At 65.6% G+C, this 15,586-nt stretch carries 10 protein-coding genes and 1 pseudogene; 7 read left to right on the forward strand and 4 right to left on the reverse strand.

Annotation, left to right across the window (positions count from 1 at the left end):
* Nucleotides 1-110: 110 nt before the first annotated feature.
* Complete coding sequence (locus ACV7NQ_RS10270; RefSeq protein ID WP_463359410.1) at nt 111-3,809, forward strand: multifunctional oxoglutarate decarboxylase/oxoglutarate dehydrogenase thiamine pyrophosphate-binding subunit/dihydrolipoyllysine-residue succinyltransferase subunit; 3,699 nt, start codon at nt 111-113, stop codon at nt 3,807-3,809.
* Nucleotides 3,810-4,055: 246 nt separating this feature from the next.
* On the opposite strand, the pseudogene ACV7NQ_RS10275 reads toward ACV7NQ_RS10270, so the two are convergent.
* Together ACV7NQ_RS10275 and ACV7NQ_RS10280 are read right to left on the reverse strand one after the other, a co-directional pair.
* Nucleotides 4,056-4,317 (reverse strand): annotated as a pseudogene (locus tag ACV7NQ_RS10275) (hypothetical protein); the annotation flags it as partial.
* Nucleotides 4,318-4,439: 122 nt separating this feature from the next.
* Nucleotides 4,440-5,072, reverse strand: coding sequence for a TetR/AcrR family transcriptional regulator (locus ACV7NQ_RS10280; protein ID WP_463359411.1), 633 nt, complete (start codon nt 5,070-5,072; stop codon nt 4,440-4,442).
* An 82-nt stretch (nt 5,073-5,154) separates the two neighbouring features.
* On the opposite strand from ACV7NQ_RS10280, the gene ACV7NQ_RS10285 reads away from it, so the two are divergent.
* Nucleotides 5,155-5,889, forward strand: a complete 735-nt coding sequence (locus ACV7NQ_RS10285) for an SDR family NAD(P)-dependent oxidoreductase (protein WP_463359412.1) — start codon at nt 5,155-5,157, stop codon at nt 5,887-5,889.
* A 297-nt stretch (nt 5,890-6,186) separates the two neighbouring features.
* Here ACV7NQ_RS10285 and ACV7NQ_RS10290 read toward each other — a convergent pair whose 3' ends face one another.
* Nucleotides 6,187-7,470 (reverse strand): cytochrome P450, encoded by a 1,284-nt coding sequence (locus ACV7NQ_RS10290; RefSeq protein WP_463365532.1) that lies wholly within the window; start codon nt 7,468-7,470, stop codon nt 6,187-6,189.
* Nucleotides 7,471-7,597: 127 nt separating this feature from the next.
* Between ACV7NQ_RS10290 and ACV7NQ_RS10295 the strand changes: the two genes are divergently transcribed.
* Entirely contained in the window at nt 7,598-9,232 is a 1,635-nt protein-coding gene (locus ACV7NQ_RS10295; RefSeq protein ID WP_463359413.1) for a GMC oxidoreductase, read from the forward strand.
* A 301-nt stretch (nt 9,233-9,533) separates the two neighbouring features.
* On the opposite strand, the gene ACV7NQ_RS10300 is transcribed toward ACV7NQ_RS10295, so the two are convergent.
* Nucleotides 9,534-10,214 carry a TetR/AcrR family transcriptional regulator gene (locus tag ACV7NQ_RS10300; protein ID WP_463359414.1) on the reverse strand — a complete coding sequence of 227 codons (681 nt, stop codon included), beginning with the start codon at nt 10,212-10,214 and terminating at the stop codon, nt 9,534-9,536.
* A gap of 68 nt (nt 10,215-10,282) precedes the next feature.
* Here ACV7NQ_RS10300 and ACV7NQ_RS10305 point away from each other — a divergent pair, with 68 nt between their 5' ends.
* From ACV7NQ_RS10305 to ACV7NQ_RS10320, 4 genes are all read left to right on the forward strand, one after another.
* Entirely contained in the window at nt 10,283-11,812 is a 1,530-nt protein-coding gene (locus ACV7NQ_RS10305) for a flavin-containing monooxygenase (RefSeq protein WP_463359415.1), read from the forward strand.
* A complete protein-coding gene (locus ACV7NQ_RS10310) occupies nt 11,809-12,639 on the forward strand; it encodes an SDR family NAD(P)-dependent oxidoreductase (RefSeq protein ID WP_463359416.1) in 831 nt (276 codons plus the stop codon). The genes ACV7NQ_RS10305 and ACV7NQ_RS10310 overlap by 4 nt, the downstream gene beginning before the upstream one ends.
* 20 nt (nt 12,640-12,659) lie before the next feature.
* A complete protein-coding gene (locus tag ACV7NQ_RS10315) occupies nt 12,660-13,577 on the forward strand; it encodes an alpha/beta hydrolase (RefSeq protein WP_463359417.1) in 918 nt (305 codons plus the stop codon).
* Between the two features lie 109 nt (nt 13,578-13,686).
* Entirely contained in the window at nt 13,687-15,480 is a 1,794-nt protein-coding gene (locus tag ACV7NQ_RS10320) for an AMP-dependent synthetase/ligase (RefSeq protein WP_463359418.1), read from the forward strand.
* Nucleotides 15,481-15,586: the final 106 nt, after the last annotated feature.

Raw genomic sequence — 15,586 nt, forward strand, 5'->3', positions numbered from 1 at the left:
CGTGCCGGGTACGTCACAAACGTCGCAGCGCGAAGAACGAAATGAGGCGAACACCTGCTGTGAGCAGCTCAACTTCCCAGTTCGGACAGAACCAGTGGCTAGTCGATGAGATGTATCAGAAGTTTAAACAGGATCCATCGTCGGTCGACGAGAGTTGGCACGAGTTCCTCGCCGATTACACGCCCGAAGCCATTAGTGATTCCGGTAACAACCAGACCGCGGCCGCCGCGGCGCTGGCGCCCGCGCGGATGACTGCGCCCGCACCTGCCGCGACCGCACCTGCTCCGGCAGCTCCGGTACCCGCCGCTCCGGCCCCGGCTCCGGCGAAGCCCCCCGCACCGGCCAAGGTGACGGCGCGCACCCCGCAAACCACTCCGGCGCCCACCTCCAACGCGGCGCCCACCTCCGGCGGCCCCAAGCCCGCCGCGGCCGCCGATGAGTCGAAGGTGCTGCGTGGCGCGGCCGCCGCGGTGGTCAAGAACATGTCCGCGTCGCTGACCATCCCCACGGCGACCAGCGTGCGTGCCATCCCGGCGAAGCTGATGATCGACAACCGCCTGGTCATCAACAACCACCTCGCGCGCACCCGCGGCGGCAAGATCTCGTTCACCCACCTGCTGGGTTACGCGATCGTGCAGGGCGTGAAGGCCTTCCCCAACATGAACCGGCACTTCACCGAGATCGACGGCAAGCCGAACGCGGTCACCCCCGCGCACACCAACCTCGGCCTCGCCATCGACCTGCCGGGCAAGGACGGCAACCGGACGCTCGTCGTGGCCGCCATCAAGGGCTGTGAGGAGATGACCTTCGGGCAGTTCCACACCGCCTACGAGGACATCGTGCGCCGGGCCCGCGACGGCAAGCTGACCGCAGAGGACTTCAGCGGCGTCACCATCTCGCTGACCAACCCGGGCACCATCGGCACCGTGCACTCCGTGCCGCGACTGATGTCGGGCCAGGGTGCGATCATCGGCGCGGGCGCCATGGAGTACCCGGCCGAGTTCCAGGGCATGAGCGAAGAGCGGATCGCCGACATCGGCATCGGCAAGCTGATGACGCTGACCTCCACCTACGACCACCGCATCATTCAGGGCGCGGAGTCCGGCGACTTCCTCCGGACCATCCACAACCTGCTGATCAGCGATGAGTTCTACGACGAGATCTTCCACGGCCTCGGGGTGCCCTACGAGCCGGTCCGCTGGCGCAAGGACACCCGCGAGCGCGGCGTCGACAAGAGCACCCGCGTGCTGGAAATGATTGCGGCCTACCGCAACCGCGGCCATCTGATGGCCGATACCGATCCGCTGCGACTGGTCAAGGACAAGTTCCGCAGCCACCCGGACCTCGATGTCACCCAGCACGGGCTGACCCTGTGGGACCTGGACCGCACCTTCAATGTCGGCGGCTTCCACGGCCAAGAGCAGATGAAGCTGCGCGAGGTGCTTTCGGTACTGCGCGATGCTTACTGCCGCCACGTCGGTGTGGAGTACACCCACATCCTCGATCCCGAGCAGCTGCAGTGGATCCAGGAGCGAGTCGAGCAGAAGCACGCGAAGCCGACTGTCGCGCAACAGAAGTACATCCTGAACCGGCTGAACGCGGCGGAGGCCTTCGAGACCTTCCTGCAGACCAAGTACGTCGGGCAGAAGCGCTTCTCGCTGGAAGGCGCCGAGACCGTCATCCCGATGATGGATGCGGCGATCGACCAGTGCGCCGAGCATTCGCTCGACGAGGTCATCATCGGCATGCCGCACCGTGGCCGTCTGAACGTGCTCGCCAATATCGTCGGCAAGCCGTACTCGAAGATCTTCACCGAGTTCGAAGGCAACATGAACCCGGCAGGCGCACACGGCTCCGGTGACGTGAAATATCATCTCGGCGCGCACGGCACCTACCTGCAGATGTTCGGCGACAACGAGATCGCGGTCTCGCTGACCGCCAACCCGTCGCACCTCGAAGCGGTCGACCCGGTACTCGAGGGTCTGGTCCGCGCCAAGCAGGACCTGTTGGACAAGGGCGACGGCCCCGAGGGCTACTCCGTTGTCCCGCTGATGCTGCACGGTGACGCCGCGTTCGCGGGTCAGGGCGTGGTCGCCGAGACGCTGAACCTGTCGGGTCTGCGCGGCTACCGCGTCGGCGGCACCATCCACATCGTGGTGAACAACCAGATCGGCTTCACGACGGCGCCCGAGAACAGCCGCTCGACCGAATACTCCACGGACATCGCGAAGTTCATCGGCGCACCGATCTTCCACGTCAACGGCGACGACCCGGAGGCGTGTGACTGGGTGGCGCGGCTTGCGGTGGACTTCAAGCAGAAGTTCCGCAAGGACGTCGTGATCGACATGATCTGCTACCGGCGTCGCGGCCACAACGAGGGCGACGACCCGTCGATGACCCAGCCGTACATGTACGACGTCATCGACACCAAGCGTTCGGTCCGTAAGGCCTACACCGAGAGCCTGATCGGCCGTGGCGACATCTCGCTGAAAGAGGCCGAAGACGCCCTGCGCGACTACCAGGGTCAGCTGGAACGGGTCTTCAACGAGGTCCGCGAGCTCGAGAAGTACACCCCGGAGCCGAGCGAGTCCGTCGAGGACGACCAGTCCGTGCCCGGCACCGTCGTGACGGCCGTGGACAAGACGGTGCTGCAGCGCATCGGCGACGCGTTCGTCAATGTACCGGACGGCTTCAGCGTGCATCCGCGCGTCAAGCCGGTGCTGGAGAAGCGTCGCGAGATGGCCTACGAGGGCAAGGTCGACTGGGCCTTCGCCGAGCTGTTGGCCTTCGGCACGCTGATCGACGAGGGCCGCGCGGTGCGGTTGACCGGTCAGGACACGCGTCGTGGCACGTTCACCCAGCGCCACTCGGTGGTCATCGACCGCAAGACGGCCGAGGAGTACACCCCGCTGCACAACATCGGCAGTACGAACCCCGGTTGGTTCGCGGTGCACGATTCGGCGCTGAGCGAGTACGCGGCGGTCGGCTTCGAGTACGGCTACTCGCTGGGCAACCCGGACGCACTCGTGTTGTGGGAGGCGCAGTTCGGTGACTTCGTCAACGGCGCGCAGTCCATCATCGACGAGTTCATCTCCTCCGGTGAGGCCAAGTGGGGCCAGCTATCGGAGGTCGTGCTGCTGCTGCCGCACGGCCACGAGGGTCAGGGCCCGGACCACACCTCCGGTCGCATCGAGCGATTCCTGCAGCTGTGCGCCGAGGGTTCGATGACGGTCGCCGTGCCGTCGACCCCGGCGAACTACTTCCACCTGCTGCGCCGCCACGCGCTGGACGGCATCCGTCGCCCGCTGATCGTCTTCACCCCGAAGTCGATGCTGCGCAACAAGGCCGTGGTCTCGGATCTGAAGGACTTCACCGAGTCCAAGTTCCACTCGGTGGTCGACGAGCCCACCTACGAGCAGGGCATCGGCGACCGCAACAAGGTCAAGCGGGTCCTGATGACCAGCGGCAAGCTCTACTACGAGCTGGTCGCGGCGAAGGCCAAGGGCAACCGCGAGGACGTCGCCATCGTGCGGATCGAGCAGCTCTACCCACTGCCCAAGTTCCGCCTCAACGAGGCCCTCGCGAGCTACCCCAACGCTACGGATATCGCCTGGGTCCAGGAGGAACCGGCCAACCAGGGCGCGTGGCCCTTCTTCGGCCTGAACCTCCCTGACATCCTCCCTGACCGCTTCAAGAACCTCCGCCGCATCTCCCGCCGCGCCATGTCGGCCCCGTCCTCGGGCTCGAGCAAGGTGCATGCGGTGGAGCAGGCGGAGATCGTCGCGGAGGCGTTCGAACCGACCTCGTAGTTCCCTGACCTTGCGACGGGTCGAATCGTTCTCTCACCCAGAGCGATTCGACCCGGCGTTGGTCTGTCTGGAGAACGCGGACCCAGGCAGCTGCCCACGTGGGATTCGTTCGCGCAACAGGAAAACTTGTGCGCCTTGTCGATCTGGTGAATCCGTCGAGATCGACGGTCCCCTGAGTCCCGCATGTCGAGGGACTGGTGGACGCCCTCGTCACATTCCCGGCAACCTCCGGCCCATGAACGACGGGGGCAAGTACCGGAACAGGTGGGCCAGGTGGCGTCGGGCGTATAGCAGCCAGCGGGCTTCGGAGGTGAACCCGAGTAGCGCCTGCATCACCGCCAACGTCACCAATTCGGCGTCGCTCAGCTGCGGCACGAACCCGATCATCGGCCGCCACGGGGCAAGATCGCCATGCCGCTCGATCAGGTCGTCGGTTGTGACATAAAAGTGCAAGGGCGAGGGGCTCACAACCTTGATCTAGGGCACCCTCGCCCCGAAAGCCCCGAATGACACGCGCGTAAACCGCTGTACAACAACGCAGCAATTCACAGAATCCGACAGATGCGCCAAGCCAGCGGCGTCGGCCATCCGCCATGCCAAACAGAGGGTGGCACAACGAACAAGTCTGACCTATGCCCGCCCGCCCCTCGAGCACACACCGGGTTCAAGAGGTTCCGGCGCCCGGAGGCTGTCGATGAACATCCGGGTACGGCGGTTGTAGTCGCTCGGTGTGGGTTTCGGGAGATGCCGGAGCGCGAGCGCGTTTCCGACGTCGGCGTGGTAGAGATCGTTGGTGGTGAAGTCCGGGCGGATGACGCCGGCAGCGCGGGCACGCCCGATCAGGTCGGTTGTCGTCCGGGTAGCGCTCTCGGCCAGTGCGGCAAGCTGTTCGGACTGCGGATAGGCCACGATCAGGGCGTCGATGGCGGCCGGTTCGTCGTAGTGGAGGACGCGGCGTTCCGACACGTAGTACGCGAGGCTGTCCCACGGGTCGTCAATCTGCTTGGCGCGGTTCGCAATCTCGTCCATTCGCCCGCCGACGAGGTCTCCGATGACCGCGTCGATGAGACCGAGGCGGCCGCCGAAACGGTGGTAGATGGTGCCTTTGGCGACCCCGGCCGCAGCTGCGATCTCCTCGAGCGGCGTGTCCAGGCCGCGGCCGTGGAAGGCGGCGATGGCGGCTTGCCGGATCTGGGCCACGTTACGGGCGGCATCGGCACGCAAGCCTGGACCCGGGCCCCCGGGCGAAGATGCGAGATTCACGAGCCCAATCCTACTATCTTGACCCCAGCGTCAAGTTGACCCTAAAGTCAAATTACTTGATCCGTCCGACTGAGGAGTCCTCTTGTCCAAGTCCATGGCAGTCTTCGGCGCCGGTCCCGGCCTGGGCCAGGCCATCGCTCACCGCTACGCCCGCGCGGGCTACGACCTCGTCCTGGTGGGTCGCCGCCCGGCTCCCCTCGAACAACTCGCCGGCACGCTGTCCCGCACGGGTGTCACCGCCCACCCCATCGCCGCCGACCTTTCCGACACCCACGCATCAGCCGATCTCATCGAACGCATCCGCGACACGGTGGGCGACCTCGATGTGTTCTACTACGCCTCGAACCCCGGCGGCGAGAACGCCGGCTTTACCCCGGCTGTCCAGTTGACTCCCGAACCGGTGCGACGCTACATGCCGCTGGCCGTCTACACCCTGCTCACGCTCGTGCAGGCCTTCATCCCGCACATGATCGAGCAGGGCGAGGGAGCCATCCTCGTCGCGCAGGGAGCCGCCGCCCTGGGCGGCCGGCCCGGCATGAGCGGACCGGGACTGGCTCTGGCCGCGCAGCGGAACTACCTGCAATCGTTGCAGGCTGAAGTTGCCGACAAGGGTGTCGTCGTCGCCCGGCTCTACATCGCCGCAGCTATCGAGAACACACCCTTCCACGCCCGCCAGGAAGCCGCGAAGGCCTCCGGCGCCCAGGTGCCGCAGTTTCCCACGGTGAATCCGGACGATCTCGCCGAGCTCCTCTGGACCATGCACCACACGAGAGACCGCCAGGAAGCCACCTACCCGGAAACCCTGGTCCTGAATTGACGCAGCGCACAGCTGCGATTGCTTTGTCGCGCAACGGCTTTGTCTCGCAACCGCTCCGCGCCTCCGGATTCCTCATCATGGTGACGGCTCACCGGCCGGCGCGGACCGCATTACCGGTGCGCGAGCCAGTGGTGTTCCAGCGCACCGAGTTCGGTGCGGTACGGGTCGCCGTCCATCCACTCGCAGGTGATGCGATGCCAGTTGGCCGCGGTACGCGGCCGCCGATCTGGCGCAGTCCATTTCGAATTCCACAGGCGGCGAAGCCGCGCACCCTCACACCTTGGAATCAATCATGGATTAGTCGGCAGATAGTTTGGCGGGCATGGAGCGGTAGGCGTGCAGGTTTTGCAGGGGATGTGGGATCGGCGGGCCGTCCAGGTGTAGGTCCGGGTACCGTTCGAAGAGGGCTCGTAGCGCGATGGTGCCTTCCATTTGGGCGAGTCTGGCTCCCAGGCAGGCGTGTATCCCGCTGCTGAACGAGAGATGATCAGCGGCGTTGGCCCTGGTCACATCGAATTGTTGGGGATCGGGGAAGACGGCGGGGTCGTAGTTGGCGCCTGCCAACGACAGCAGCACCAGGGAACCGGATTTGACCTGCTCATCGGCGATGTCGACGTGACAGCTCGCGATCCGGCCTGTCATCCGTACTGGACCGTCGTAGCGCAGGATTTCCTCGACGGCGCCCGGCCACAGCTCCGGCTGCGCGGTCAGCAGTTCCAGCTGGTCGCGATGGCTTGTCAGTAGGGCGATTCCGTTGCCGAGCATGTTCACCGTCGTCAAGAATCCGGCGTCCAGCAGCAGGGCTGCGTTGGCCATCTGTTCGCGGCGGGTGAGCTCGCCACCGGTCACCAGCATGCTGAGCACGTCGTCGTTCGGTTCGGCGGTGAGCCCGTCGAGGTGCTGGTCGAAGTACCGCTTGACCTCGGCCAGGTCTTCGATGGCGTGGCGGTATGTGGTCCAAGTCAGGCCTCGGTCCAGCAGCGGCGCACCGGTGTCTCCCCACTTCAGCAGGGTCGAATGCATGTCGGTCGGCAGCCCGAGGATCTCGGCGATGATCGCGACGGGCAGCTGCGCGCAGAAGTCGTCGATCAGATCCGGTCGCGGCTTCGATTTCAGGCGTTCGAGTAGGTCGTCGGTCACTTCGACGATTCGCTGCTCCAGTGTGGCGATCGCCTTCGGGCTGAATGCCTGCCCGACCAGGCGTCGGTATCTGGTGTGATCCGGCGGATCGGTCACCAGCATCGAGGGCGGTTCCCCGAGGTTGGGAAGTCCCAGATCCGTCTTGGCCAGCGCCCAGCGGATCGGCTTCGGCATGGCTGGATGGTTGGGTGTGACCACGCCGAAGCGACGGTCTCGCAGGATGAGTCGGCACAATTCGTGGTCTGCGGTCACGTGCACCCCCGACATCCGGGGCATCCGGCCCCGCCGCCGGATCTCCTCGATGTAGGGCGACGAGCCGAGCAAGCGATCCGGACCGACGGCGAGCTGCCCGAGAGGATCGCCCCGACGCGACGACCATTGGAGATAAGACCGTAGCTGGCCATGAGTGAGCAGCCACCGGATCCACGCGCGAGTCAACATTGTCACCCTCACTCCCGACCTCTTCCCTATGGTAGACAGTCGCTATGGAAGAGGGCCGGATGTTGGTACCTGGGCCTAGTGGCCGCTGGAGGTGATGGAGCGACGTTCAGATCAGGTGAGGGGCACCATGGACAGGCGTGGTTTCGTTAAGGGCGCCGGCTTAGCCGCGACGATGCTGGGTCTTGCGGGTGGAAGCCCTGCCACGTCTGCGGCATGGGCCGACGACTACAGCCCGAGCCCGAAAACGTCGATGTACCGCAGGCTGGTGCCGGAGATCTTCGCGCCACTGCCGGATCCGGCCGATCATGTGCCTGCGATCGTTATCGGATCGGGGTTCGGGGCGTCGATCACCGCGCTGCGCCTGTCGCAGTCCGGGACCCACGTTGCGGTGCTCGAGCGCGGGTCACGCTGGCCGAGTGATCCGTGGCGCGACATCTTCACCACCGACACGATTCCCGATGGCCGCGGCTTCTGGCATCGCACCACCTTTACCGGCGTGAACAGGATCCCACTGCGGATCGATCCGTTCGGCGGGGTCCTCGATGTTTCCAGTTACCCGGGCATCGACGTGTGGCGCGGTGCGTGTGTGGGCGGTGGCTCGGTGGTGTTCACCGGGGTGATGATCGAGCCGGAGCAGCGGTTCTTCGACCATGTGTTCCGCGGTGTGGTCGACTATCGCGAGATGCATGACGTCTACTACCCCAAGGTCCGGAAGACGTTGCGGCCGACCCTGATGCCGGACGACATCTACAACTCTTGCGCGTTCGCGCACTCGCGGGCCTGGGACGAGCAGGTCCGCGCGGCCGGCTATACGCCGCAGCGCATCGATGGCACGTGGAATTGGAACATCATCCGCGACGAGTTGGCCGGGCGATCGAGGCTGTCGGCGACGGTCGGCTGTACGAACCTCGGCAATTCCAACGGCGCGAAGTTCGATCTGAACCAGAACTACCTGCGCTACGCCGAGGCGACCGGCCGTGCCCGGATCTACCCCGGCCATCGCGTGGACGCCATCGCCAAGGAACCGGGAGAGTCGGGCCGCTATACCGTCGCCGTGACCAAACTCGCCCCGACCGGCGAGGTGCTCCGCACCCGGACGCTGACCTGCGACACGCTGTTCCTGGCTGCGGGCTCCATCGGCACCTCCGAGCTGTTGGTGCGCGCGCGGGCAACCGGCGCGCTGCCGAACCTGAACGAGCACATCGGCGAAGGCTGGGGCAGCAACGGCGACGTCGCCTTGGCACGGCCGCTCAGCACACTCGAGATAGGCATACAGGGCACACCGTCCGCAAGCCGGATTCTGGACGAGGCAGGCGCACCCGTGTCGCTGGAGAACTGGTTCATCCCCGGCACGACGCCCTTCGACATCACCATTCTCGCATCGCTGGGCATCGTGCTCGACGACACCCGCGGCCGGTTCGTCTGCAACCCGACCGACGGGCGCGTGGACCTGCAGTGGCCACACGACGGCGCTGCCGGCTATCTCGCGCGAGCGCGGGAAGTCAACAACAACGCGGCCTGCAACTGCCAGCCCATCTCCCGACCAGCCTTGGATGCGGACGCCTCATTCACCTCCCATCCGTTGGGCGGCGCAGTGATCGGACGCGCGACAGACCCCTACGGTCGGGTGTGTGGGTATCGAGGCCTGTACGTGATGGATGGAGCGGCTGTGCCCGGAAGCACCGGAACAGTGAACCCGTCCTTGACGATCAGCGCGCTGACTGAGCGCAATATCGAACAGATCATTCGTTCTGGGGGGTAGTGCGGCGACTCGGTTGTCTTGGAGTCCTTGGATTTTGCCGGCATGGTGTCGACGGCGCGGGCTTTCGGGACATGGGCGGTGTTGCCGGGCCAGACCCAGCACTGCACCGAGATGCCTTCCCTCGTGACGGCCAACCCGATCACCATCTGCGGCAGATCCTTGCGGTGGTCCTTGGAATGCCCGTACCGCCGCAATCCCTACGACGCTGCCTCTTCCGCAAATCAATCACCACAAGCAACTGGTTACGGGCCAGTATCACCCCAAAGTCGTGTGCCCGCGATTTCGAGCATTTCGCACCCGATCAACGATTATCCACGCAGGTCAGGAGCTTACGACCCAATCCGTGTGCCCGCGAACTACGAAACTCTGGGGCAGGGTCGAGAGAGAATGCAATGGCGATCAGCGATTCGACCAGTAGGTCGATGAGTTGCTCGCGGGGGATGGGTTCGTTGCGCAGCCAGGTGAGGGTGGTTTCCTCGACGAAGGCGATCCAGCCGCGTATGGTGAGCATAAGGCGGGGGCGGTCGGGGTCGTCGACGGGCACGTGGGCCTCGGCGAGGATAATGCCGATGATGGCGTCGCGGGTCTGGTCGACCAGCGGGGCCAGGTCGGGGCTGACGCTGGTGGGGCCGCGCAGCAGCGCCGCGTACGAAGTTCGGTTCTCGCTGACGTAGTTGACGTAGCGTTCGATCGAGTCGCGCAGCATCTCGAAGACGCCCAGATTGCGGTCCGGGGCGACGCGCTCGAGCAGTTCGGCATTGGCGTGGCGGACGATGGCCAGCTGGAAGTCCTGCTTGGTCGGGAAGTAATGGAACAGCAGGCCGCGCGAGATTCCGGCCTGCGCCGCGATCTCGCTGACGGAGATGTCCTCGATGGCGCGTTCGCCGAGCATCTCGGCCCCCAGCGTGATGAGCTGCTCGCGGCGTTCGTCCGGTCTGAGCCGGGTGCGCTTCTGAGTTTCTCCTCGGCCGCTGCTACTCACACGGTCATCCTACTGAACGCTGGTCAATAACGTTGACTCGTGATCGATGAGATCGTACGCTCTCGTATATGAGTCGCAAGGTCACAGACAAAGCTGTCGGCAGCCGACCCAGGCGCCACGCCAAGACGATCATCATCGGAAGTGGGTTCGCGGGTCTCGGCCTGGCCATCCGGCTGACCCAGCAGGATCGCGACGATTACCTCGTGCTGGAGCGCGGCAGCGATGTCGGCGGCACCTGGCGAGACAACACCTACCCCGGCGCGGCCTGCGACGTCCCCTCGCAGCTGTACTCGTACTCGTTCGCGCTCAACCCGAACTGGTCGCGGTCGTTCTCCCGGCAGGGCGAGATCCAGCAGTACATCCAGGACGTGTCCCAGCGCTACGGGGTGCGCGACAAGCACATCTTCGACTGCGATGTGACCAGCGCCCGCTGGAACAACGACACCGCGGTCTGGGAGATCGAGTCCACCCAGGGCAGCTTCACCGCCGACACCGTGGTCTCCGCGGTCGGCGCGCTGTGCGAGCCCGCGCTGCCGGACATCAAGGGCATCAACGGGTTCGAGGGCGAGATCTTCCACTCGGCCCGCTGGAACCACGATGCCGACCTCATCGGCAAGCGGGTCGCCGTCATCGGCACCGGCGCCTCGGCCATCCAGATCGTGCCGGCCATCGCCCCGAAGATCGGCCGCCTGGATATCTACCAGCGCACCGCGCCGTGGCTGCTGCCGCGCCTGGACCGCCCTTACACCAAGGCCGAGCGGCTCGCCTTCAAGTACCTGCCCGGCTTCCAGCGCCTGTCCCGCGCCGCCATCTACGCCGCGCGCGAGACCCAGGTGGTTGGCCTCGCCAAGGTTCCCGCGCTGATGCAGGCGTTCGAGCTGATCGCGAAGGCCAAGTTGCAGCACGAGATCCGCGATCCGGAGCTGCGCGCCAAGGTCACCCCGAACTTCCGGATCGGCTGCAAGCGCATGCTGATCTCCAACGACTATTATCCGGTGCTGGCCCGGCCCAACGTCGACGTGATCACCGACGGTATCGCCGAGATTCGCAAGAACTCGATCGTCACCAAAGACGGCACCGAACGGGAGATCGACGCACTGATCGTCGCGACCGGCTTCCACGTCACCGACTCGCCGACCTACAACACGATCACGGGCCGCGACGGTCGCACCCTGACGGAGGTGTTCGACGAGATCGGCCAGCAGGGCTACAAGGGCAGCACGATCGTCAACTTCCCCAATATGTTCTTCGTGCTCGGCCCGAACGTCGGCCTGGGTCACACGTCGATGGTGTACATGATCGAATCGCAGATCAACTACATCGCCGACGCGCTGGCCACCATCGACCGGATGGGGCTGCATACTGTGGAAGTACGCCGCGATGTGCAGGATGCCTACAACAAGGACCTGCAGGAGAAGCTGTCCAGCAGCGTCTGGGTGACCGGCGGCTGCTCCAGCTGGTACCTGGACAAGCACGGTAACAACACCACACTGTGGCCTGACTTCACGTTCGAATTCCGTAGGCTGACCAAGAGATTCGACGTTGCGGCTTACGACACATCCACCTCCCGAGCCGATCTGAAAGCTGTGGCACCGTGAGCAATGACGCTTATTTCGAGAACAAGGTGTGCGTGATCACCGGAGCCGGCTCCGGTATCGGCCGCGCGTTGGCCGAGAATCTCGCCGAGCGCGGCGCCAAACTGGCACTGTCCGACATCGACACCGACGGACTGGCCGAGACGACGCGCCGCTGCGAACAGCTCGGCGCCGAGGTCAAATCCGACCAGCTGAACGTGGTCGAGCGCCAAGCGGTGCTGCAGTACGCCGGCTCGGTGAAGGCGCACTTCGGCACGGTGCATCAGATCTACAACAACGCCGGCATCGCCTACCACGGCGAGGTGATCCGCTCGGAGTTCAAGGACATCGAGCGCATCATGGACGTCGACTTCTGGGGTGTCGTCAACGGAACCAAGGCGTTCCTTCCGATGGTCATCGAGTCCGGCGATGGCCACATCGTCAATGTGTCCAGTCTGTTCGGCCTGATCGCGATCCCCGGACAGAGCGCATACAACGCGGCCAAGTTCGCGGTGCGCGGCTTCACCGAGTCGCTGCGCCAGGAAATGCTGGTCGCCCGCCACCCCGTGCAGGTCACTTGCGTGCACCCTGGCGGCATCAAGACCGCGGTGGCGCGCAACGCCATCTACGCCGCGGGCATCGACAGCAATTCGGCCGCCTCGATGTTCGACAAGAAGCTGGCCATCCACACCCCGGAGATGGCGGCGCAGGCCATCACCGAGGGCGTGCGGAAGGGCCACGGCCGCGTGCTGATCGGCTGGGAGGCCAAGCTGCTAGACCTGTTCGTCCGAGTCACCGCGTCGGGCTACCAACGCATCTCGGCCACCCTCGAGCGCCGCTTTCTGCCCTGATCCGGATTCGAGGAACAACCATGCAGGACATCAACCTTCCGCTGCCCGTCGCGCGGGCAGTGCTGAATCCGATTTTCCGGGTCACGCTCAACAAGCGGGTACCGTTTCCGATGCAGCGCCGACTGCTCGACGTGAGCTCGCGGGCGCAGCTGCTGCCCGCGGGCAGCGTCGTGCATTCGCTGAGCCTCGGCGGCAGGCCTGCGGAGCGGATCACCGGAGGAGACTTCTCCACCCAGGGCGCCGTCCTCTATCTGCACGGCGGTGGGTACGTGGTCGGTTCCCCCGCGACGCACCGTTCGCTGGCGGCCCGGCTCGCGCACGACACCGGTTGCCCGGTCTACGTTCTCGACTACCGGCTGGCGCCGGAGCACCCATTCCCCGCGGCCCTGGACGATGCCGAAGCGGCGTTCCTGGAGCTGGTGTCGAGCGCGGGCTACCGCCCGGACCAGATCGCCATATCCGGTGACTCCGCAGGCGGCGGCCTCTCGCTGGCGCTGGCGCAGCGGCTGATCGCGCGGCACGGGCACACTCCCGCCGCGCTCGGACTGATCGCGCCGTGGGGGAACCCCAACGAGATCCCGGACCGCGAGCGCGACCTGGTGATCAACAAGCTGTGGTCGCGCGCCTGCGCGGCCGCCTACCTGGGCAGCGGCGACTCGACCGCCCCCGGCTACGCGCCGCTGACCGGTGAGTTGCACGGGCTGCCGCCGACCTACGTGCAGGTCGACAAGAGCGAGTTGCTGCACTCGCAGTGCATCGAATTGACGGACGCTTTGCGGACGGCGGGCGTGCCTGTGCGTTTCACCGAAACGCAGGGACTGTGGCATGTCGCGCAACTGCAAGCGGCGCTGGTCGCGCCTGCCGCCGCCGCATTGACCGAGTTGGCCGATTTCCTGCGCGAAGCCATCGAGCCCGTGTCGATGCGCGACCTAGGATAGGCCCGATCGGGCAGCGTTATGCACCGAACCGGTTTTCGGTGGTCGAGCGACCGCCCCGGTCAGAGGTGTCGTAGATTACTGGCGAGTAAACCCACGTGGAAGGGCACCGATGCGAGAGTTCGAAGTCCCGGCTTCCTACACCATCCCGGAAGACGCGAACAATTCCGATAACGTCTTTCGGCACGCCGAGCAGTCGCCCGGCGTGGTGCTGTTCAACATCCCGAACGGGACCGGTGGCTTTGCCGATGTGACCGCCGCGGATTTCGCGAAGACGGTCACCGGCGTCGCCAAGGGAATCATCGCCTCGGGCATCGAACTCGGGGACCGCGTCGCCATCATGGCACCCACCCGTTATGAGTGGGCCGTGCTCGACTTCGCCATCTGGGCCGCCGGTGCCTGCACCGTCGCCATTTACGACAGCTCCGCCGCCGAGCAGGCCAAGTGGATCCTGCAGGACTCCGCGACCAAGCTCCTGATCGTCGACAGCGACAAGCACCGCGCGGTCATCGATGAGATCGAGGCGGGCGCGCTGACGGAGCTGAAGGAAACCCTGCAGATCGACAAGAGCGCCATCGAGGAGCTGACCAGTCGCGGCGCCGACCTGGACGACGAGCCCGTGCACGCGCGCCGCGCACAGGTCAACGCGGCCTCGCCCGCCACCCTGATCTACACCTCCGGCACCACCGGTCGCCCCAAGGGCGTCATGCTCTCGCACTCGAATCTCTACGCCGAGTCGAAGTCCGGCCGGATCGCGCTCGGCAAGTACGTGACCGCGGGCAAGAAGACGCTGATGTTCCTGCCGCTAGCGCACGTCTTCGCGCGGGCCGTCACGCTGGCCGCGTTCGACGCCAAGGTCATCGTCGCGTTCACCTCCGACTGGTCCACCCTGGTCGAGCAGTTCGGCAGCTACCGCCCGCACTTCATCCTCGCGGTGCCGCGCGTGTTCGAGAAGGTGTTCAACGGCGCCAAGCAGAAGGCGCACGACGGCGGCAAGGGCAAGATCTTCGACGCGGCCGCCGAGACCGCCGTCGCTTGGAGCGAGGCGCTCGACAACGGTGGCCCCGGGCTCGGCCTGAAGCTCGAGCACGCGCTGTTCGACAAGCTCGTCTACAGCAAGCTGCGCGTCGCGCTCGGCGGGCAGTGTGAGGCGGCGGTGTCCGGCGGCGGACCGCTCGGCGCACGCCTCGGCCACTTCTTCCGTGGCATCGGCGTCACCATCTACGAGGGCTACGGGCTCACCGAGACCACTGCGGCCATCACCGTGAACACCCCAGAGAACCTCCGGGTCGGCACCGTCGGTCGCCCGATCGAGGGCCATGGCGTGAAGATCGCCGAGGACGGCGAGCTGCTGTTGCGCGGTTCCGTAGTGTTCCACGACTACTGGGGCAATCCCGAGGCCACCGAGGAGGCGTTCGCGGACGGCTGGTTCAAGACCGGCGACCTCGGCGCCATCGATGGCGACGGTTACGTCACCATCACCGGCCGCAAGAAGGAAATCATCGTCACCGCGGGCGGCAAGAACGTCTCCCCCGGGCTGATGGAGGATTCGCTGCGGGCCCATCCACTGATCAGCCAGGTGATGGTGGTCGGCGACGGCCAGCCGTTCGTCGGCGCGCTCATCACCCTCGACCCGGAGGCGCTGCCCGGCTGGAAGGAGCGCCACAGTCTGCCTGCCGACACCCCGATCGAGAAGCTGATCGAAAACCCGGACCTGGTCGCGGAGGTCGATGCCGCCGTCGCCGACACCAATAAGAAGGTGTCGCACGCCGAGGCGATCAAGAAGATCCGCATTCTGCCCGTCGACTGGACCCAGGAGACCGGCGAACTGACCCCGAAGATGTCGCTCAAGCGCGCGGTGGTCATGAAGCAGTACGCCTCCGAGGTGGAGAAAATCTACAGCTGAGCTGAGACACAAGGCGCTGCCCGCGATGGAAGTCGCGGGCAGCGCCTTTGCTTGTACGGAAAGGCCTGCGCAACGCGCCGCAACCGATCGACCTCGTCGTGTCACC

Source organism: Nocardia sp. Tas62D01 (assembly GCF_055232035.1).